At 29.0% G+C, this 20,599-nt stretch carries 22 protein-coding genes and 1 tRNA gene; 10 read left to right on the top strand and 13 right to left on the bottom strand.

Going from position 1 to position 20,599, the window contains the following annotated elements:
• Window positions 1–20: 20 nt before the first annotated feature.
• Window positions 21–707, bottom strand: coding sequence for a hypothetical protein (locus KO494_RS00610; protein ID WP_215965645.1), 687 nt, complete (start codon window positions 705–707; stop codon window positions 21–23).
• A 72-nt stretch (window positions 708–779) separates the two neighbouring features.
• Here KO494_RS00610 and KO494_RS00605 point away from each other — a divergent pair, with 72 nt between their 5' ends.
• Window positions 780–1,715, top strand: a complete 936-nt coding sequence (locus KO494_RS00605; protein ID WP_215965644.1) for an SPFH domain-containing protein — start codon at window positions 780–782, stop codon at window positions 1,713–1,715.
• Window positions 1,716–1,764: 49 nt separating this feature from the next.
• Here KO494_RS00605 and KO494_RS00600 read toward each other — a convergent pair whose 3' ends face one another.
• The 5 genes from KO494_RS00600 to KO494_RS00580 all read right to left on the bottom strand — a co-directional run bounded on the left by KO494_RS00600 (window position 1,765) and on the right by KO494_RS00580 (window position 6,971).
• The gene (locus KO494_RS00600; RefSeq protein ID WP_215965643.1) at window positions 1,765–1,968 is read right to left on the bottom strand and encodes a hypothetical protein; all 204 of its coding nucleotides are present in this window, start codon (window positions 1,966–1,968) and stop codon (window positions 1,765–1,767) included.
• 221 nt (window positions 1,969–2,189) lie between these two features.
• Entirely contained in the window at window positions 2,190–3,089 is a 900-nt protein-coding gene (locus KO494_RS00595; RefSeq protein WP_215965642.1) for a hypothetical protein, read from the bottom strand.
• A gap of 84 nt (window positions 3,090–3,173) precedes the next feature.
• On the bottom strand, window positions 3,174–4,331 hold the full coding sequence (locus tag KO494_RS00590) for a GNAT family N-acetyltransferase (protein ID WP_215965641.1): 1,158 nt from the start codon (window positions 4,329–4,331) through the stop codon (window positions 3,174–3,176).
• A 69-nt stretch (window positions 4,332–4,400) separates the two neighbouring features.
• Window positions 4,401–4,886 (bottom strand): DUF1761 domain-containing protein, encoded by a 486-nt coding sequence (locus KO494_RS00585; RefSeq protein WP_215965640.1) that lies wholly within the window; start codon window positions 4,884–4,886, stop codon window positions 4,401–4,403.
• A gap of 84 nt (window positions 4,887–4,970) precedes the next feature.
• A complete protein-coding gene (locus tag KO494_RS00580; RefSeq protein ID WP_215965639.1) occupies window positions 4,971–6,971 on the bottom strand; it encodes a glutamine--tRNA ligase/YqeY domain fusion protein in 2,001 nt (666 codons plus the stop codon).
• Between the two features lie 131 nt (window positions 6,972–7,102).
• Here KO494_RS00580 and KO494_RS00575 point away from each other — a divergent pair, with 131 nt between their 5' ends.
• From KO494_RS00575 to KO494_RS00555, 5 genes are all read left to right on the top strand, one after another.
• Window positions 7,103–7,312: a zinc ribbon domain-containing protein gene (locus KO494_RS00575; protein ID WP_215965638.1), complete on the top strand. Its 210-nt coding sequence runs from the start codon at window positions 7,103–7,105 to the stop codon at window positions 7,310–7,312.
• 66 nt (window positions 7,313–7,378) lie between these two features.
• Window positions 7,379–7,750, top strand: a complete 372-nt coding sequence (gene folB / locus KO494_RS00570; protein ID WP_215965637.1) for a dihydroneopterin aldolase — start codon at window positions 7,379–7,381, stop codon at window positions 7,748–7,750.
• 72 nt (window positions 7,751–7,822) lie between these two features.
• Window positions 7,823–7,893, top strand: a tRNA-Cys gene (locus tag KO494_RS00565).
• Between the two features lie 306 nt (window positions 7,894–8,199).
• Window positions 8,200–8,631, top strand: a complete 432-nt coding sequence (locus KO494_RS00560) for a hypothetical protein (RefSeq protein ID WP_215965636.1) — start codon at window positions 8,200–8,202, stop codon at window positions 8,629–8,631.
• Between the two features lie 242 nt (window positions 8,632–8,873).
• Entirely contained in the window at window positions 8,874–9,113 is a 240-nt protein-coding gene (locus KO494_RS00555) for a hypothetical protein (protein WP_215965635.1), read from the top strand.
• A gap of 48 nt (window positions 9,114–9,161) precedes the next feature.
• On the opposite strand, the gene KO494_RS00550 is transcribed toward KO494_RS00555, so the two are convergent.
• The 4 genes from KO494_RS00550 to rnr all read right to left on the bottom strand — a co-directional run bounded on the left by KO494_RS00550 (window position 9,162) and on the right by rnr (window position 13,234).
• On the bottom strand, window positions 9,162–9,842 hold the full coding sequence (locus KO494_RS00550) for a LysE family translocator (protein WP_215965634.1): 681 nt from the start codon (window positions 9,840–9,842) through the stop codon (window positions 9,162–9,164).
• Between the two features lie 40 nt (window positions 9,843–9,882).
• Window positions 9,883–10,560: a head GIN domain-containing protein gene (locus KO494_RS00545; RefSeq protein WP_215965633.1), complete on the bottom strand. Its 678-nt coding sequence runs from the start codon at window positions 10,558–10,560 to the stop codon at window positions 9,883–9,885.
• A gap of 60 nt (window positions 10,561–10,620) precedes the next feature.
• Window positions 10,621–10,920: a YbjQ family protein gene (locus KO494_RS00540; RefSeq protein ID WP_215965632.1), complete on the bottom strand. Its 300-nt coding sequence runs from the start codon at window positions 10,918–10,920 to the stop codon at window positions 10,621–10,623.
• 79 nt (window positions 10,921–10,999) lie between these two features.
• Window positions 11,000–13,234, bottom strand: a complete 2,235-nt coding sequence (rnr, locus tag KO494_RS00535) for a ribonuclease R (protein WP_215965631.1) — start codon at window positions 13,232–13,234, stop codon at window positions 11,000–11,002.
• Between the two features lie 743 nt (window positions 13,235–13,977).
• Between rnr and KO494_RS00530 the strand changes: the two genes are divergently transcribed.
• The 4 genes from KO494_RS00530 (at window position 13,978) to KO494_RS00515 (ending at window position 17,223) form a co-directional block, all read left to right on the top strand.
• Complete coding sequence (locus KO494_RS00530) at window positions 13,978–15,291, top strand: T9SS type A sorting domain-containing protein (protein WP_215965630.1); 1,314 nt, start codon at window positions 13,978–13,980, stop codon at window positions 15,289–15,291.
• Between the two features lie 112 nt (window positions 15,292–15,403).
• Complete coding sequence (gene rpiB, locus KO494_RS00525) at window positions 15,404–15,838, top strand: ribose 5-phosphate isomerase B (protein WP_215965629.1); 435 nt, start codon at window positions 15,404–15,406, stop codon at window positions 15,836–15,838.
• A 1-nt stretch (window position 15,839) separates the two neighbouring features.
• Window positions 15,840–16,751, top strand: coding sequence for a cation diffusion facilitator family transporter (locus KO494_RS00520; RefSeq protein ID WP_215965628.1), 912 nt, complete (start codon window positions 15,840–15,842; stop codon window positions 16,749–16,751).
• Window positions 16,752–16,779: 28 nt separating this feature from the next.
• Window positions 16,780–17,223, top strand: coding sequence for a GNAT family N-acetyltransferase (locus KO494_RS00515; protein ID WP_215965627.1), 444 nt, complete (start codon window positions 16,780–16,782; stop codon window positions 17,221–17,223).
• Here the strand turns inward: KO494_RS00515 and KO494_RS00510 are convergent.
• Genes KO494_RS00510 through KO494_RS00500 form a run of 3 tightly spaced genes read right to left on the bottom strand, consistent with a single transcriptional unit; the run spans window position 17,220 to window position 20,599 of the window.
• The gene (locus tag KO494_RS00510; protein ID WP_215965626.1) at window positions 17,220–18,086 is read right to left on the bottom strand and encodes an OmpA family protein; all 867 of its coding nucleotides are present in this window, start codon (window positions 18,084–18,086) and stop codon (window positions 17,220–17,222) included. The genes KO494_RS00515 and KO494_RS00510 overlap by 4 nt on opposite strands.
• Before the next feature lie 57 nt (window positions 18,087–18,143).
• Complete coding sequence (locus KO494_RS00505) at window positions 18,144–19,778, bottom strand: S41 family peptidase (RefSeq protein ID WP_215965625.1); 1,635 nt, start codon at window positions 19,776–19,778, stop codon at window positions 18,144–18,146.
• Window positions 19,779–19,783: 5 nt separating this feature from the next.
• On the bottom strand, window positions 19,784–20,599 hold the full coding sequence (locus KO494_RS00500) for a DUF4349 domain-containing protein (protein WP_215965624.1): 816 nt from the start codon (window positions 20,597–20,599) through the stop codon (window positions 19,784–19,786).

The following is a 20,599-nucleotide window of genomic DNA, read 5'->3' as shown; positions in this document are numbered from 1 at the left end:
TACAAAAACAAATTGTTATATTAAAAGGTAATCATAAGTGTAAAGGCTAACATAGATTGGTTTCCTTTAAACTTACTTTCACTACTTCCTGAGGTATCTAAATTGTTTTTATTTAGTTTGCTAAACATATTGGTAAACCCATAAATATATTGCGCTTTAAATCTAAAGTGGCTAATTCCAGCAGAGAGACCAATGGCACCATCTACGTTAAATTTAGTAATATCACTTATGTCTTTAGCCAATAAATTACTGTAATTATTAATTACATAGTTTTCTTGGTCTTTGTCTTTTAACTCCATTTCACTATTGTATTGTAACATAGGTCCAACGTCAAGAGTTAAATAACTTTCTATAATTTTTATGTGTGCTTGTAAAGATATTTGTGCTGTAAAAAGTTTATAATCTATATACTCTTCTGTGGTAGCTAAAGCAAACGGTCTGGCAGCAATACCAATGTTATTTTCAGAAAGCTGTATGCTATAACTCATATTATACCATTTGTGTGGTAACTCTACCGTTGCAGATGCTCCACCAATCCAACCATTGCCTTTTTTGGTATTAAAGTTATCTGTAATAATATCAAATTGCGTAATACCACCTTGAATACCAATACCGTTTTTTATAGGTACTCTTCTATGTTGTGCAAAATTTATTGTAACAAAACCTATGGTACAAGCTACTAATAAGATGTATTGTTTAATTTTCATAATTGTTATGAGGGTTTAGGCAAATATAGTTTATTTTTAAAGTCATATTATTTTAATCAAAAAAAACATGTTATGGGAAATTTTCTTTTAATACCTCTTATTTTTTTCGGAGTCATTATATTGATTTCTGCATTTTTTGTAGTAAAACAACAAACAGCAGTAATTATAGAACGATTTGGAAAATATCATAGTATACGTCAATCTGGATTACACTTAAAAGTACCTTTAGTAGATAAAATTGCTGGACGTTTAAGCTTAAAAATTCAGCAATTAGATGTAATTATAGAAACAAAAACATTAGATGATGTATTTGTACGTTTAAAAGTATCTGTACAATATCGCGTCATTAGCCAAAAAGTTTATGATGCTTTTTACAAATTAGATTATCCGCATGAGCAAATTACCAGTTATGTATTTGATGTAGTAAGAGCCGAAGTACCAAAAATGAAACTAGATGATGTATTTGTAAGAAAGGATGATATTGCAATTGCTGTAAAAACGGAATTAAATGATGCAATGTCTGATTATGGATTTGATATCATTAAAACCTTAGTTACAGATATTGATCCTGATGCCCAAGTAAAAGCTGCTATGAACAGAATTAATGCAGCAGATAGAGAAAAAACAGCAGCACAATTTGAAGGAGATGCAGCACGTATTTTAATTGTAGAAAAAGCCAAAGCAGAAGCAGAAAGCAAACGTTTACAAGGACAAGGTATTGCAGACCAACGTCGTGAAATTGCACGTGGTTTAGAAGAGTCTGTAGAGGTTTTAAATAAAGTAGGTATAAATAGTCAAGAAGCATCTGCTTTAATTGTGGTAACGCAGCATTATGATACTTTACAATCTATAGGTCAAGAAACCAATAGTAATTTAATTTTACTCCCTAATTCACCACAAGCAGGAAGTCAAATGTTAAACGATATGGTGGCTAGTTTTACGGCAAGTAATCAAATTGGTGAAGCCATGAAAAATGCGAAGAAAAAGAAAGAAGAAGATGAAGAGTAAGAATAGTTAAAACCAACAAAAAACCTCAAAGTATGTCTTTGAGGTTTTTTTATTGATTCTTTTTATATTTTTTTAAAATTTCTTTCAGGCTATTAAAATAATCTTCTAGAGATTTAGTGTCTATATTAGGCTGATTTGAAATAGGAATTGTCATAGGATTTTCATCTAAATGTACATACAATTCATGGTGGTTTTTTTCTATATCTAATAAAAGATTAGAAATTTTAGTTAATATTTTTTGCTTGTTTTTCATGGTTCTTAAATTTTGTTTACTCCTTTTAATATACTGATTTATAAGGATAAACAAAAACCATAATCGTTAAAATTAATTAAAAGTATTGTATAAAACGAAGTAAATTTTGCTATATCTTAATTCGGTTTCTATGCATAGCAATTGGAATAAAAAACCAATTTATAGAAAATAAAAAAGCAGCTTAGACCAATTACTAAACTGCTTTTTTGGGCAAAAAAGGTTTATTTTAAGGTTATAGTAGCACTTGTTACTACATTTTTATTGTCATAAATATGAATTTGGTAGGTTCCTTTTTCAAGTGTTGTATCTGCATTAAAAACAAAGTAATCGCATACATTTAAGTTTTCATTTTTGTAACTAAATGTGGTATTAAAAGAATATAAAATATCACTTTCGGCTATTTTTAAAGCTCCAGTATTTTGCGTGACTAATTCATTATTAGGATCTAAAATTTGAACTTGCATGGTTTTATCTCCTTCTTGCACTAAGTTGTTTTTAGCAATGGCATAGCAAATTTTAAGTTTATTAATACGTTTTGCTTTATTGGTAATCATTTCTTTACCAGAAGAACGTTCTTTTATTCCTTCTATTTCTAAATCTAACAAGGTTAAATATTTAGCTTCTTCAATACTATTATTTAATAGTATTTTTTCTGCATCTAATTCCCCATTTTCTTTTTTAAGAGCATTTGCTATGGCTTGGCTTTCAAATAGTTGTTTTTTGCGTTTTTGTAAAGAATGTACTAATATTTTATTGTCTTGAATAAGTTCCTTATTATCTCTAATAAGGTTTTTCATTTCACTAGTAATCTCCAGTTGTTTTTCTTTTAATAACAATAAATCAGTAACAGTAGTATTGCTGGTTTGTAAAGAATCTATTAAATGATCTATTTTAAGTTTGGCTTTTTCTAATACAATATCTTTCTCTTCACTCTCTTTAATGGCAGTATCATAAGCAAGTGAAGTTTCTTTTAACTGATTTAAAAGTATTTTTTTTTCGCTTAATATTTCTGTTTTTTCAGTTAGTTTAGAGCTAAATAAAGAGTAGGCTCCATAGCTAACAAATAATAGAATAATAACAGATAAAATGGTTTTAATTCCTTTCTTTTTATGTGTTGTCATAATTAATTTTTTATGTGTTTATTTTAGTGTAAGACAATTAAAAACTGGATTACCCTACTTTAAAAACAAAAAAATTATAAATAACTACTTAAAAGGATGACGTTCTTGCCAATCTCTAATTGGGTTCATGTACTTTACTATTAATTTTAAAACAGTATTAGCTATAAAATTATTGGTGTGTTTTAAGTAAATGTGCATGGTTTGAGGTTTAGCTCCTATAGAGCTTTTAATTTCCATGGCAGTTCTTGCAAAAACAATGGTTTTAAAATTATTTTCTATACCAAAAATAGCCATATTATAGAGCATGTTTAAATACATTTGGTATTGGTGCTGTAGCTTTGGGTGGTATCCTAAAAAATAGGTTTCTAGTGTATTATTATTTGCTATTAAGGTATAAAAACCAATCAATTCATTATTTAAAAAGTACCCAAAAACTTTAAAATCTTCTTTTAAATGGCTTTTTAAACTGTAAAAATGATTATTAGCTAATTTAAAGGTGTTTATTCCTGCGTTGTCAGATACACACTCATATAAGTTAAAAAGTGTATTAGCGTACTTACCAATAGCTTCTAGGTCTAGTTCTTGTAGTTGTAAAGCATTACTTTTTTTTCTTGCTCTTTTAAAACGATCTCTATATTTTTTAGTAAATGCAGCAATATACTCTTCTTTTGTGTGCCATTCTTTTGGAATAACAAACAACATATTGGGTTGCACTTGTACTTTATACAAATTTACTTTGTTAAAATATTCTTCGTTTTGATGTATAGTATCGCTTTCAAAATAATCTTTAAAGGCAATAATTCTTATCTTTTTATGGTGCTTCTTTTTTATAACAACACGCAAGTATGTAATAGCATCCTGTATTTGATTTAAAAAGGTTTCTTGCAAAATTTCATCTTTTAAAAAAAAGAAACCATGTTGTCCAGTATGCATTAAATTACCAACCACTAGCATATTTCCTTTTACAATTTTGGCAATTGCCTTTTTTGCAAGTACTTTAAAAAAGTTGGTAGATGTTTTTCTAAAGATATCATTGGTATATAATTTTACGCGTTGTAAAATAGCAATACCAACTAATTTCTGATCTTTAAAAACGGCTAAATAATACGAAGTAATATTACTTGGAGACGACTGCTCTAAGGCTTTTAAAAAGGGTGTTTTTAAAAATATATCTTGTGTTGGCAATGCGTTCCAGGAATCTGGAAGTTCTTCAATAGTATTAAAAAGCTTAAAGTGTATCAAATAGTAAAAATAAAAAAGACTGAAATTAAAATTATTCAGTCTTTAAATGTATAAAATCATTACATCTTATTATAATCCGCAAAGTAATGCTCCCATTACAGCAAGAGTAACCACCCAATATCCTGCGTTTATAAAAATGTATTTTGCGCTTTTACGTTCAAACAAAGCTATAGTACCTATAATTGGTAATGCGCCAAATAAACCAAATATAGTACCATGTAATGCGCCATGTTTATAGGTTCTAAAAGCGTTACCGTAGTCTGCCATAAACGCATCAAAAGAAGGTAATGCACCTGTAGGATCTCCTCCTACCATTCCCATTGCTCCCCATTGGTGGTTGGTAAATTGCATTAATAAAATGGCTAATAAAGCAGCAAAAAATAAAGACAATGTAAAGATTTTTATCATGTTGCTACCTTTCATTTTTTCTTCTGTCATACCAGATTCACGCATCCAAACATTTCCAAATACTTTTGGGTTATACCAAATAGCTCCAATTACCAAAGCTGCTACTGCTGCTACAGGTATTGCCCAAGGTGTTATTGCAAGTTCCATATTTTTATAAATTTTATTCTTTTCAATGTACAAAAAAACCTTGATTTTTCAATCAAGGTCTTTTTTAAAACATATACTAACTACTTAAAGCTTGCTAGCTTCTGCAACTAATAATTCATTTTTATCTTCTAAAGCTTTGCTAATAAAATCTATAATTGCTTGATTTTTTTCTAAACCATTTTCTAATAAAACACGAAGTGTTAACATAGCTGCAATACGTGTTCCTGCTTTTTTAACTGCTGTTGCAAAAAGAGGTTCTAGTTCTTCATAGGTAACATTTTTAGCAAGTTCTAAAATTTCTGCTCTTACTTTTAGTTGTTTTTCTTCAGGTAGGTTGGTGTATTTTTTACCCAACTGTTGAATAACACTAATCGCTTTTCTTTGGTTTTGTTGTTGTGGTTTTTGCTGTTTGTTGTTTTCTTTTGGCTTTGCTTTTGCCCAAGAATCACGTAAACCAACCGTTTTATTGAATACCAATTTATTTGCAGTAGCATCATTATCTACATTAAAATAACCTAAACGTTGAAACTGAAACTGCTCTCCTATTTTTGCTTGTGCCAAACTAGGCTCTACAAAAGCTTGAATAATATTTAAAGAATTAGGGTTTATAAATTCCATAAAATCTTTGTCTTCATGGCTATCAGGAGCTTCATCAATAAATAATCTATCATATTCTCTAACTTCTGCTTGTACTGCATGTTTAACAGAAACCCAATGTAAGGTTCCTTTTACTTTTTTAGTAGTATCTTCTGTATAGGTACAATGTACTTCTGTAATGTTTCCGTTTTCGTCTTTTACAACATTTTCTGCTTGAATGATATAGGCATTTTTTAAACGCACCTCTCCTCCTAGTTTTAGACGGAAAAACTTATTGCTTGCTTCTTCTTTAAAGTCCTCTTTTTCAATATAAATTTCTTTAGAAAAAGGCACTTTACGGCTTCCTGCAGTAGCATCTTCCGGATTATTTTCTGCTTCAAACCACTCTTCTTTATCTTCTGGATAATTAGTTATTACCACTTTTAAAGGGTTTAAAACAGCCATTACTCTAGGTGCTGTTTTATTTAAATCTTCACGAATACAAAATTCTAAAAGCGAAACATCAATAACATTTTCACGTTTTGCAACTCCTACTTTTTCTATAAATTTTCGAATAGAATTTGGTGTATACCCTCTTCTTCTTAAACCAGAAATGGTAGGCATTCTTGGGTCGTCCCAACCAGAAACTACACCTTCTTCTACCAATTTAAGCAGCTTACGCTTACTCATAATGGTATAGCTTAAATTTAAACGTGCAAATTCTCTTTGTTTTGGTAGTAAAGGATATTGCTCAGCGCTTAAAGGGTATACTTGTTCTTTAAACCAATCGTATAATTTACGATGTGGTTTAAATTCTAAAGAACATAAAGAATGCGAAACCTGTTCTATATAATCACTTTCTCCATGTGTCCAGTCATACATAGGGTAAATACACCATTGGTTTCCTGTTCTGTGATGATGTGCATGCATAATACGATACATGATAGGATCACGCATCAACATATTAGGATCTTCCATATCAATTTTAGCACGAAGAATATGTTCTCCTGCTTTAAATTCTCCATCCTTCATACGTTGAAACAGTTCTAAATTTTCTGCTACGCTTCTATCTCTAAACGGACTATTAGTACCTACTTTTGTTGGTGTACCTTTTTGTTCTGCCATAGCTTCGCTGCTTTGCGAGTCTACATAGGCTTTACCCTCTTTTATTAATTGTACAGCCCAATCGTATAATTGTTGAAAATAGTCTGATGAATATACTTCATTAGCCCATTGATATCCTAACCAAGAAATATCACGCTTAATAGCATCTACATATTCTTGTTCTTCTTTAGCAGGATTGGTATCATCAAATCTTAAATTTACAGGTGCATTGTATCTTTCACCTAAACCAAAACTAATACCAATTGCTTTGGTATGACCAATATGTAAATAGCCATTAGGTTCTGGCGGAAAACGAAAACGTAAATTAGATTTAGGCATCCCGTTTTGTAAATCTTCTTCTATAATATGCTCTATAAAATGGAGCGATTTAGCTTCTTCAGACATAATTATTTTTCTTTCTAAACTGAAATACAAAACTAGACAAATTTATAGTAACTATATAATAGCTCAAGCGTATATATTTTGTAACTTTTTAAAAAAAAATAAAGACACATAGATAAAAATTAAGATAAGGTATGAAACACAAAAACTATGAATGCCCTAAATGTAATAACCATACATATACTACAGGACAAATGCGAGCAACTGGTGGTAGGTGGTCTAAAATATTTGATGTGCAATCGCAAAAATATACCTCTGTTACCTGCAATAACTGTACATATACAGAATTTTATAAATCTAAAACTAGCGCACTTAGTAATATTTTTGATTTGTTTACTAACTAATGTATTAGTTAATAATTAATTTAAAAATTATATTAAAACTGCCTTTGGTTATACTACTTTTGCGCCATGGGAATAATTAAAGTAGAAAACATTCGTGTATTTGCATATCATGGTTGCTTAACCGAAGAGACTATAATAGGAAGCGATTATCGTGTAGATATTAAAGTAAAAGCCGATTTACAAAAAAGTGCAAACTCAGACGATTTAAAAGACACGGTAGATTATGTGTTTTTAAATAGAGTAATTAGAGAAGAAATGGCAAAGCCTTCGCACTTATTAGAGACTGTTGCAAAACGTATTTTAACTCGTATATTTACTGAAGATAAACTAATTACTGTTGCTACAGTAGCAGTGAGTAAAATAAACCCTCCTATTGGTGGAGATGTAGAAATGGTAACTATTGAGATTACCGAAAAAAGAAAAAGTGTTTCTAAATAGCGTAAAAAGGGAATTATTTTTATATTTGCCTTCTCATTAGAAATAATGAGGTTCCTTTTTAAAGGAATTTAAGGTGTCGTGGCCGAGCGGCTAGGCAGTGGTCTGCAACACCATCTACAGCGGTTCGAATCCGCTCGACACCTCAAAAAGAGTTACTTAAAATAAGTAGCTCTTTTTTTTTGGTTAAATTTTAGAAAAATTTAAGTAAGAAAAATACAGCTGTTCTAGTAGTTTGCTACTACATCTCAAAAAGAGTTACTTGTATATAAATAGTGGTTTAAGTTAAATTTTAAAAAAAATTAAAATAAGATAAAAATAATGCAGTGTTCGAGTAATATATTTCTACACCTCAAAAATAGTTACTTGTATAAAGTAACTATTTTTATATATTAAACTAATATATACAGTAGTTGTGTGTAATTTGAGCAACAGAACTAAAACCAAACTGAATGGGAATATTTGGAAAACTTTTTGGAAGTAAAAAACTAAAAACGACTGACTCTGATTTTGGAGAAATTGAGAGTTTTAGCACGAGAGGAAATGATGTTGGTTGGCAAGTGAATAAAAGATTTTTGGATGCTGATATTGAAATTCTTGTGGCAGGAAATAAGGACGGAATAGCTGAAAATCAGAAACAGATTTTACTCAATGCTTTGAATAAAGAAACGGAAATAAAATCCGAATCTGAAAATGCACTTAAAGAACAATTTGAAAATGCAGAAATGGAATTCGTATCGATTGAAAAACATTTTGAACTGAAAGGAATATCTGTACGTGACGAAGGATTTGAAATGGCTTTTCAAGAAAAAGAAGGCCAAAATTACTTTTTTAATATTCATTTTGAGGATAATAAACAAGTTGGAGTTTCTATTGACGGATAGAAATCGGAATAAAAACTGCACACAACACCGTATAAAATAATTGCGGCTTAGTGCTCAAAAGAAGGTCGTTGCGTGTTTGTAACGTCTGCTTTTCCTTCGGAAAATCCTCGCATACAAAATCGCAACTATTCTTATACATCAACCTTAGAATATAAACAACATGTATAGAAAACTTTAAATATGTATTGAAGTTTTTTAATGCTAATGAAACTCAAGAAAATTATTTAAGAAAAGGATAACAAATGAATACTACAGATTGGATTGGTTTTATAGGAGTTTTTCAAATACTATTAGCATACATTCTTAATGTAATAGGAAAACTAAAAAATACAGATTTAACGTTTATTTTACTTAATTTTATTGGTGCAAGTCTAGCTTGTTTTGCCTCAATACTTATGCAGTATATTCCTTTTATAATACTTGAAGGTGTATGGAGTTTGGTATCTTTAATTTCTTTAATAAAATATAAAGCAAATGACTAGTAAAGTATTACAAAATAATCTATAAAAACATTATTCATTTGTTTAAAGTTAGTTTAATGGATTAATCTGCTCTAATTTATCTTTAATTAATTCTTTTTCTTTAGGAAAAAACCCTTGTACTAAAAGCAAAATTCCGAAACCTAAAATAACAAGAGCTACTATTTTTTTAGTTTTAAAAATACGTCTTGGCGTTAGTTTATTTTTAAGCGTTTTTGCAGCTGCAATTTTTAATAAATCTACTAAAAAGTAAACCAATAAAATGGTAGCTAAAAATATTTGTAGTTCATAAGTACTTTCTGTTAAAGAGTTACCTATTACAATAAAACCCAACCAACCTAGTAAAACACCAATGTTAATAAAATTAAGTAAAAAGCCTTTTACAAAGAGTTTACCATAGTCTTTTTTAAATTCTACTCTATGATATTCTCTAACAATTTCTCTAAAAGATTTAGAAGTTTTAATAAAAGAAATAACGCCATAGGCAGTTAAAAAAACACCACCAAAAATAAGAAAACTAGGATCATCTTTTACCTTTTCTAAGAGTTTACTGGTACTATAAAAAGCAACAATTATAAAAAATATATCTGCTAGAATTACTCCTAAATCAAAAATTAAAGCACTTTTAAACCCTTTGGTTGCACTAGTTTCTAATAAAACAAAAAAAACAGGTCCTATGGTGAACGATAATATAATACCAAAAGGGATTGCTGTTAAAATAGCATCTAGCATGAGAAAGTCTTTCTTACAAATTTAAGAAAAATGCTAGTATTTATTCTTCAATAATAATTTTTCCTCCTAAAATAGTATTCTCATCTACCATTTCTGGGTTACCATAAACATAAACGCTACCTCCTGCTCTAACTTTAGCAACCACTTTTTTACTAGTATTTACATATGCTGTACCAGCAGCTTTTATAGTAACTGTAGTATTTTCTGCAATTAAATCTTTTGCTTTATAGGTACCACCTGTATTAATATCTATAGTTTGATTTATGGTTGTTCCAGAAATTTTAATATTGGCTCCAGAAACAGCCTTGACATCTAAATAATGTAAATCTTTTACTTGTAAAGTAATGCTTCCTCCTTCTTGTGCTTTTACTTTTAAATCAAATTGTTCTAAAATATCATTAGAACCAATAAAAGTACCTTCATTAGCATCTATAACATCTAAAGAGGTATAATATACTTGCACTGTGGTATCATCACCATTAAAAGCTTCTGTTAGTGTCATTCTAATTTTTAGAATGTCATTTTTATGCACTATAACAACATCTTTTGTGTTTTTTCCAGAAATAACAACTTTGTTTTCATCAGCTTTTATAAGCTCTATTTCTATACGATCATAGACTTTAATTTCGCTAAATTCTCCTATTGGTAATTCTATAGATTCTTGTGCAAAACTTGTAATTGCTAGGCTAATAAATAATAAACAAAGTAACTTTTTCATAATATATATGTTTAAAGGTTACTGCAAATTTAAAAAAATAAGATTTTGAGGCCTTTTATTTTAGGCAACTTTAACAGCTGTTCCTGTTATTGAAACCATAATAATTCCTGATGTTGCAATAGTTTCTACATCTACAGTAATACCTACCACAGCATTTGCTTTTAAAGCAATAGCATTTTTTTTAAGGTTTTGAAAAGCTGATTCTTTTACCTCTTCTAGATTATTTTCTAAACTATCATAGTACTTTTTTAAACTAAAAGTCATTCCTGTTTGTTTTCTATTTACTGCTACTCCAGTAACAACACCTAAATAATCATGAATTTTATGTGCTTCAATAGTATTTGTTGTGGTTAAAATCATTGTAAAAAATTTTATTATTAATTACTTTTTGAGTAAAAAAAAACATCTTTTCTCTTGTTAAGAAAAGATGTTTTATAAACTAATTAGCTTTTCCTATTAATAAAAAATCTAGGTGTTTTTTTACTAAATCGGCATTTTTAACTTTTACTATTACTTCATCGCCAAGCTGATACATTTTTTTATTTTTACGACCAATAATAGCGTATTGGGTTTCGTCAAATTCATAATGATCGTCTGTAATATCACGCATTCTAACCATTCCTTCGCATTTATTAGAGATTATTTCTACATAAATTCCCCAATCTGTTGCACCAGAAATAACACCAACAAATTCTTCGTCTTGATGGTCTTGCATAAATTTTACTTGCATGTATTTAATAGAATCTCTTTCGGCTTTAGTAGCTAAACCTTCCATATTTGAAGAATGTTTACATTTATCTTCATAGGCTTCTTGGCTCACTGTTTTTCCTTTATCTAAATAATGTTGTAAAAGTCTGTGTGCCATGACATCAGGATATCTACGAATTGGCGATGTAAAGTGACTATAATAATCAAAAGCTAAACCGTAATGCCCAATATTTTTGGTAGTATATTCTGCCTTAGACATGGTTCTAATAGCTAAAGTATCTACTAAATTTTGTTCTTTTTTTCCGTTTACTTCCTTTAGTAAATTGTTTAAAGTAGTAGAAACTGTTTTGCGGTCTTTAAAGTTTAATTTGTAACCAAATTTAGAAACTACCCCTTGTAAAGCTGCTAGTTTACTTTCGTCTGGTTCATCATGAACTCTATAAATAAATGTTTTTTCTGGTTTTTGCTTACCAATAAATTCTGCTACTTTTTTATTTGCAAGTAGCATAAATTCTTCAATTAACTTATTGGCATCTTTGCTAGTTTTAAAGAACACACCAATTGGATTTGCATTTTGATCTAGATTGAATTTTACTTCTACTTTATCAAAAGAAATAGCTCCTGTACGCATACGTTTGCTACGCATAATTTTTGCAAGTTGATCTAGTTTTAAAGTAGCAAATGCTATTTCTGGTGTGGTTTTATATGTATTACCTGTAAGCGAAACATCTTCAGGAATGGTAGTATCTATCAAAGCAATTTCTTTGGTAGTAAATGTTTTTCCTTCATTATTTTCAATAATTGCTTGGGCTTCTTCATAAGCAAATCGAGCATCACTGTAGGTTACTGTTCTACCAAACCACTGGTTTAAAATTTCGGTTTTGTCATTAATTTCAAAAACCGCAGAGAAGGTATATTTTTCTTCATGAGGTCTTAAAGAACAAGCGTTGTTAGAAAGTACTTCTGGTAACATAGGTACTACTCTATCTACTAAATATACAGAGGTTGCACGTTCATAAGCTTCATCATCTAAAATAGTTCCTTCTTGCACATAGTGTGAAACGTCTGCAATATGTATTCCTACTTCGTAATTTCCATTTTCTAGAATTTGAAAGGATAAGGCATCATCAAAATCTTTAGCGTCCTTAGGATCGATGGTAAAGGTTAAAACGTCTCGCATATCTCGACGTTTTGCAATTTCTTCTTTTGTAATAGAAGTATCTATTTTATTTGCAAAAGCTTCTACTTCATGCGGAAACTCATATGGCAAACCATAATCTGCTAATATTGCATGAATTTCTGTATTGTGTTCTCCTGGTTTACCTAGTACTTTTATTACTCTACCATAAGGAGAATCTGCTTTTTCTGGCCAATCTTCAAGAGATACTAATACTTTATCACCATCTTTTGCTTTGTTAATTTTATTAATAGGTATAAAAATATCTTTGTACATTTTGTTAGAATCTGCTACAAAAAAAGCAAAGTTTTTCTTTTCGTGAATTTGAATTATACCAACATATTCGCTTTTAGCGCGTTTAATAATATTGGTTATTTCGCCTTCTAGCCTACCTCTTTTTCTTCGGTTGTAAATATATAATTCTACTTCGTCACCATGTAAAGCTTTATTTATGTTATTAGAAGCTATAAAAATATCATCTTCAAAGCCTTCTACTATAACATAACCAGAACCTTTAGAAGTAAGATCTAGTTTACCTGTGTAATATTCTGTATTAACAATGGCTTTAAATTTACCACGTTCTATTTCTTCTATATCGCCATCTGCTTTTAATTTTTGCAGTTTTTTAATGATTTGGTTTCTGCTGCTAGCATCATTAACTCCTAGCTTAGCAGCTATTTGTTTGTAGTTAAAAGACTTGGTTCTATCTTTTTTTAAAATACTTAAAATAGTATTTGTAAGGTTAGAAATCTTATTATGTGAAGGTTTCCTGTGTTTCTTTTTTGTCATTTATTAATTGTAATCAATTGAATTTCTAAGTTATGTGAAATTCTGTTATTATCTAGCGTTTTAAGTGGAGAATTTTCGCTATTTGTTTTTACAAAGCTACGTATTTAATATTAAATGGATATTTACTTAAAGTTAAATCTAAAAAAAGTAGTTATCCACATATATATATATAATCATCTTTTTCTTTTAAAAATTTAAAAAAATAATACTGTTTATTATTGCTTGTTAATAACGGTATAACTTTTTAATATTTTAGTTTGATTTTTTTATAAAAGTACTCTATTAACAAGTTATTAGTTCTATAAAAGCTTCATTTATAAAGGATTTATATTCGCTATTAACAACTGTTAATAACTACTATTCACATAAAATTTTTAATAAGTATTTTATTTTTTTACGTTTAAAATTGATGTTTAAGTGCTAATAAGTTTACAAAAAATTAAGGTTAACTTATTTGCATGTTAACTAAACGTTACGGATTGTAAATTTTAATGAATAATCCTAATAAAAGTTTTAAAAAACAATAAGAAGATATTAACAAGTTATAACTAGTATTTTAAAAGTTATTAAGACTATTGTTAATTACTCTATTTTAGTTTTTTATAAAATATAACTATCATAAAATCAAATAGTTATAACTTTTTTATTATATTTACATTTCTCTCTATACTTTATAAAACTATGTTAATAGTATCTGTTTAAAAGCAGGAAAATAAATTACGTCTAATTTAAACTATTAACTCATGAAAAAAATGTACACTTTCTTATTAAGTATTATATGTATGTATCAAATACATGCACAATATACAGCTATTCCAGATTCTGCTTTTGAACAATTTTTAATAAATCAGGCCATTGATAGTGAAGGAACGCTTGACGGACAAGTATTAACAAGCGATGTAGCTATTGTTAATAGCTTAGATGTTTCTTATACCGATATATCGGATATGACGGGAATTCGAGATTTTACAACCTTAACTTCTTTAAGCTCTGTAAATAATACCAACTTAATACATTTAGATGTAAGCGGTTTAACTGCTTTACAAAATTTAGATCTCGCTTTAAATTATACTTTAGAAAGCTTAAATGTTACTGGTTGTAGCGGATTAGTAGATCTCGATATTAAAATTTCCGGACTGAATAGTTTAGATTTAAGTACTTGTACTTCCTTAGAAAACATAGATATGTATAAAAGTTATTTACCACATTTAGATGTTAGTGGTTTAACTTCCTTAACTACTATTAGAGCAAATGAATCTTATTTACAAACCTTAAATGTTGCGGGTTGTACTTCTTTAAGTAATATTAATATTAATGAAACTTTTATTCATAGTTTAGATTTAAGTAATAATCCAGCATTAATAAATTTTGGTGTATTTGATAGTAATCTACAAGATTTAAATGTAAGCAATTGTATCAATTTAGAAAGATTAACTTTTAGGTGGATTAGTAATTTAAATACTATTAATTTAACTAATTGTACTAAAATTAATACTATTATTTCCTATGATGGGAATACATTAACAAATTTAGACACAAGCAATTTAATAGATATAGAAAGTTTCTATTTAGAAGGTATTTCTGTTGATCATCTAGATCTTTCTAATAGTACCAATTTAACTACTGTTGCTTTTAATAATTCTACTATTGGTAGCCTAGATTTAAGAAATGGAAACAATACTAATATTACTAGTTTTAGTTTGTATAATGTAGATATAGATTGTGCTAGTGTAGATGATGAAGTATTTTCTACTGCTAATTGGACAAATTTTAATTATTCTTCTGTGGTTTTTAGTACGGATTGTGAAACTTTAAGTACTACTGAAAACCAATTGAATACCATTAGTATGTATCCAAATCCAGTGGTTAATAACTTGCATATTGGTTTAAAAAGCAATCAAATTTTACAAGAGGTTACTATTGTAAATCTGCAAGGAAAGCAGTTGTTAACAACTACAAATACTACTATTAATTTATCTAATCTTAGCGCTGGTTATTATTTTGCATTAGTATATACCGATCACGGAAAAACTATAAAAAAGATTATGAAAAAGTAAACGAAGCTATCCCATAAATTTTTTAAAAGTCTTGTTTCATTTTATAACAAGGCTTTTTTAATTTTAGTACCTTTATGCTGTTAAAAAAGAAACCCATTTAATTACTACAAAAATGACTATCTCCATAGGAAACGATCACGCAGGAACCGATTATAAATTTGCAATAATTAAACATTTAGAAGCAAAAGGACATACAGTAAAAAATTACGGTACAGATAGTAGTGAAAGTGTAGATTATCCAGATTTTGTACATCCAGTAGCAGAAGATGTAGAAAGTAAAAAAGCAGATTTTGGTATTTTAATTTGTGGAAGCGCAAATGGTGTAGCAATGACTGCTAATAAACATCAAAAAATACGCGCTGGTATTTGTTGGACCAAAGAAATTACTGTATTAACCAGACAACATAATAATGCTAATATTATTTGTATTCCTGCACGTTACACAGCAGTACAACAAGCTATTGCTATGGTAGATACTTTTTTAGAAACTCCTTTTGAAGGTGGTCGTCATCAAAACAGAGTAGATAAAATACCAGTTAGTTGTTAAAATGAACCATGCACATAACCACACACATAATCACAAAGACGTAAAAGGTCAAAAACTGTTAATTACTATATTTTTAAATATACTAATTACTACAGCCCAAGTGATTGGTGGTTTAATTTCTGGAAGTTTATCGTTACTAAGTGATGCTTTACATAATTTTAGCGATGTAATTTCTTTAATAGTAAGTTATGTTGCTGCAAAATTAGCCAAACAAAAAGCTTCTATTAATAGAACTTTTGGTTATAAAAGAGCAGAAATTCTTGCCGCTTTTATTAATGCTTCAACCTTAGTAATAGTAGCAATTTTATTAATTATTGAGGCTGTTAAACGTTTTCAAAATCCGCAAGAAGTAGCATCAGGATTAGTAATTTGGTTATCTATTATTGCTATTGTTGGTAACGGATTTAGTGTTTTATTACTTAAAAACGATTCCAAAAATAGTATCAATATGCGTTCTGCATATTTGCATTTACTTACAGATATGTTGGCTAGCGTTGCTGTGTTAATAGGTGGTTTGTTAATGAAATACTACCAAATTTTTTGGGTAGATAGTCTATTAACTTTATTAATTGCTTTGTATTTAATTTGGGTAGGTTATGATTTATTAAAAACATCTACCAGAATGTTGATGCTTTTTACTCCAGATGATATTAATATAAAAGAAGTAGTTCGTGTTGTTAATAAACTACCAAAAGTAAAAAAAATACACCATGTTCATATCTGGAACTTAAGTGATGATGAACTACATTTAGAAGCCCATTTAGACCTAAAAGAAGATATATCAACAACTGCATTTAATACTTTACTTTTAGATATAGAAAAGATATTACAGGAGAACTTTAATATAAACCATGTAACCATACAACCAGAATATAATAAAGAAGATCCTAAAGAAGTAATTGTGCAGGATTAATCTATTTTTTAAACTACCATTTAAAATTATGCTTAACATAGTAACTAAAACCTTTAATGAATTAACAATACAAGAGCTTTATAGTATTTTACAACTACGAAGCGAAGTTTTTGTGGTAGAACAAGATTGTGTATATCAGGATATTGATGGAAAAGATCAAAAAGCCTTACATGTTATAGGTTTTAAAGCAGATAAAATAGTTGCTTATACACGTATTTTTAAACCAGGATTATATTTTAAAGAAGCTAGTATTGGTAGAGTAGTAGTTGCAGAAAACCAAAGAAAACATAAATATGGTTTTGCTATTATGAAAGCTTCTATAGCAGCTATAAAAGAATATTATGGTGAAGAAACCATTAAAATTTCAGCGCAATGTTATTTAAAAAAATTCTATAATAGTTTAGGTTTTAAAGAAATAGGAGAGGAGTACCTTGAAGATGGTATACCACATATAGGTATGTTGAAAAACTAGCGTTTTTCGGCAACGTGAGTTATTAAAATTTCTACACGTCTATCATATTTAGGATCACCACCAAGCGGAAACTTTCTACGCATACCAATATAGCGCATACGTCTTTTACTTACTCCTTTTTTTAATAAATAGTCATAAATAAATTTGGCTCTGGCTAAAGATAAATCGCGCTTGTTTGTTTTTCTATTTACGGCATCTCTAGAGTTTTGTGTGCAACATACATGCCCTTCAATAGAAAAGTAAACATTGTCTTGTTCTACTAATATAGCAGCTATTTCTTTAAGGGTATTATTAGAGTCTTTTACAAGCGTTGGATAGCCTGTTTTAAAGTAAATATTATCTAATCGTATTTTATCTCCTTCTTGTACATTACCATTAGCAATATCTTGCGTAGTTTTTTCGTTTTTTGCTCTAGGTATGGTGTCTTTAGGCTTTTCTTCAATTTTCTTTTTTGGTAGTTGTTTGGTTACAATAATTTCTACTTTACGGTTTAAGCCTCTAATTTTATCTATCTGGTCTTCTTTTATTATTTTTAGTAAAACTTCTCCTTTACCATCTACATTACTTATTAAAGATTCGTCTATTTCGTTATTAGAAAACACTGTTTTTATGGCGTTTGCTCTTTTTTGTGATAAGGATAAATTATAATTTTGGCTTCCTCTATCATCACAAAAACCATAAATAGATATCTTTTCAATAGCAATACCATCTAATCCAGAAATGAATAATAACAATCTATTTTCTTCGGTAGATAAAACGTGAAAATCATCGGTTTCAAAATACACTTCATGTTTTAGTTTTTCTTGAGCCAAAGCACAAAAAGAACCTAAAAAAAGGAATAGGTAAATAACTGTTTTTTTCATTATAATATAAAGTTTCTAGAAGCTTTCTAGAAAATTGAGGTTTAAATATACAAGTTTTTATTTTAAATAACTTGCGTATTTTGAAGGGTTTGCTAAAATTTCAGTTGCTTTTTCAATTTCTAGATTATGTGTTTTATAGTATTCATATAATCCTTCTCTGTAAGTATAACGTTTTACAATTTCGTCTGTTAATAAGCCAAGAATTTGGTCTTTATTTTGGTCTATTGCTTTGCTTTTAGATTTGTTTAAATTAGTTAACAAGGTGTTGTAATCTTTACTAATAGCAGTATCTAATTCTTCTTTTTCTGCCTGCATTAAAACTTCAGAAAGGGCTTTTTCGGTTTCGGTTTCAAAATTAAAATTATTAGAATTTAAAAAGTTTTTAAAGCTTGAAAAATCTGCATCTGTTAATTTAAAACTTTGAATATCTTCAATATTATTTTTGTAATAATAGTCTGTTGCAAAATCAAAAATTAAAAATTCATTATTAACAGCTTTGGTTATTGGAGAGGTTTTAGTGAAAGCTAAATCTTCATCTGGAAAAACACCACCACCATCAAAAACCTTTCTACCATTTTTGGTTTTAAAGGCATGATAATTTTCTTGTTTTACACGTACTGCATTGCCATCTTCATCTCTATTCCAATAGTCTAAAGCTTGTATACATCTACCAGAAGGTGTATAATATCTAGAAATAGTTACCTTTAATTGGGTACCATAGGTTAAGCTTTTTGGTCTTTGTACCAAACCTTTACCAAAACTTCTGGAACCAACAATAACAGCTCTGTCTAAATCTTGTAAAGAACCAGAAACAATTTCACTTGCAGAAGCGCTAGAACCGTTTATTAAAACTACTAAAGGTATATCTGTATCTAAAGGATCATTTTTAGTATAATAGGTTTTGTTGTATTTTTTTACTTTAGATTTTGTGGTAACTACCAATTGGCCTTTTGGTACAAAAAGGTTAACAACACCTATAGCTTCACGTAGTAAACCTCCAGGATTGTTTCTTAAATCTAAAATAATGCGTTCTGCTCCTTGGGCTTTTAAATCTTTTAAAGCATAAGCCGTTTGGCTAGTTGTTTTGGTATTAAACTTACTTAATACAATATAGCCTGTTTTAGCATCAATCATAGAAAAATGAGGTACAGCATTAATTTCTATTTCAGAGCGCTTAATAGTTGCTGTATTTTCTTTTCCTTGGCGTAAATAGGTTACAGTTACAGTAGAGTTTGCTGCACCTTTTAATAAGTCTCCAGCTTCTTCTTTATAGTCTGTAATAGCTACATTGTTAATTTTTATTATTTGGTCACCAGCTTTTAAACCAGCCTTGTCTGCAGGATAGTCTTTATAAGGTTCTATAATAATTAATTTATCTTTTAATGTTCTAACATTTGCACCAATGCCTGTATAATCACCTGTACGTTTTATACGTTCTGCTTCTACATCTTGCTCATTGTAAAAACGTGTATAAGGGTCTAAATTAGTAAGCATACTTTTAATGGCAGCATCCATTAAATCTCCAGGATTGGTTTCATCTACATAATTCATGTTTATTTCTTTAAACAAGGTTGTAAAAATTTCAATCTGCTTAGCAATTTCAAAAAAATCATTTTTAAATGCAGATCCTGTAAAAAGTATGGTTGCTGCAAAAACAGGAATAAGTATTCTTTTTTTAAGTAATGTTTTCATGTGCATTATTTTTTGTTTTTCTTATTAAGCCATCTTTTAAAGAAAAATAGAGCAAAACCTAAAATAAGTAAAAAAGGCCAAATATGTAAAAGTCCTAGAAAAAATAAGGATATACTATTAAATCCAGATGTAATAGCATTACCCATTTTTGTTCCGTAAGAAACCCTTACACCACTTTCTGCGGTTTGTTTGTAAAATTCAATATTTAAAGTGCTTAATGCTACTTTATTTTGTAGGTATTTTAATCTTCCTTGTTTGGCTTCAATTTCTTCTCTAATGGAAGCGAGTTGGCGTTCAATTTCTAAAATTTCTTTTACATTTTTAGCTTGAGAAAGTAACTCTAAATATCTTGTTTCTAATGTTCTTTTTGCTTTTAAACGCGCTTCTATATCTATAAATTCTTCGGTTACATCTTTTGAAGAAATGCGTTTAGCATCAAAAAAAGCAACATGATTACTTATAGAATCTATGGTTTTTTGAAAACCATCAGCAGGCATTCTTATAATTAAATTTCTAGTGATTGTATTGTAAGATTTACTAGAGTTATCATCTTGTATAAACCCTTTATTTTGTTTTACAATTCCAATAATTTGTTGGTAGGTTTTATTTAAATCTTGGGTTTGAAAACGTAAATAAGATTCTTTTATAAGCTTTTGGTCTATGCTTTCTGGTACAGATTCAAAGCTTTGTGTTGGTGCTTTCATCTCTTCTAAAATCACTTCAGAAGATTCTATATAGTCATAATTAGCATCGCTACTTTTACTAGAATTAGAACATGCTAAAGGTAGTATAAGCAGTAAAAGCGATGTTAAAAATTTCAT

It is taken from the genome of Lacinutrix sp. C3R15 (genome assembly GCF_018860825.1).
Lineage (GTDB): Bacteria > Bacteroidota > Bacteroidia > Flavobacteriales > Flavobacteriaceae > Oceanihabitans.
The sequence above is the reverse complement of the archived record's forward strand: the minus strand, read 5'-3'. Positions and strand labels throughout refer to the sequence as shown.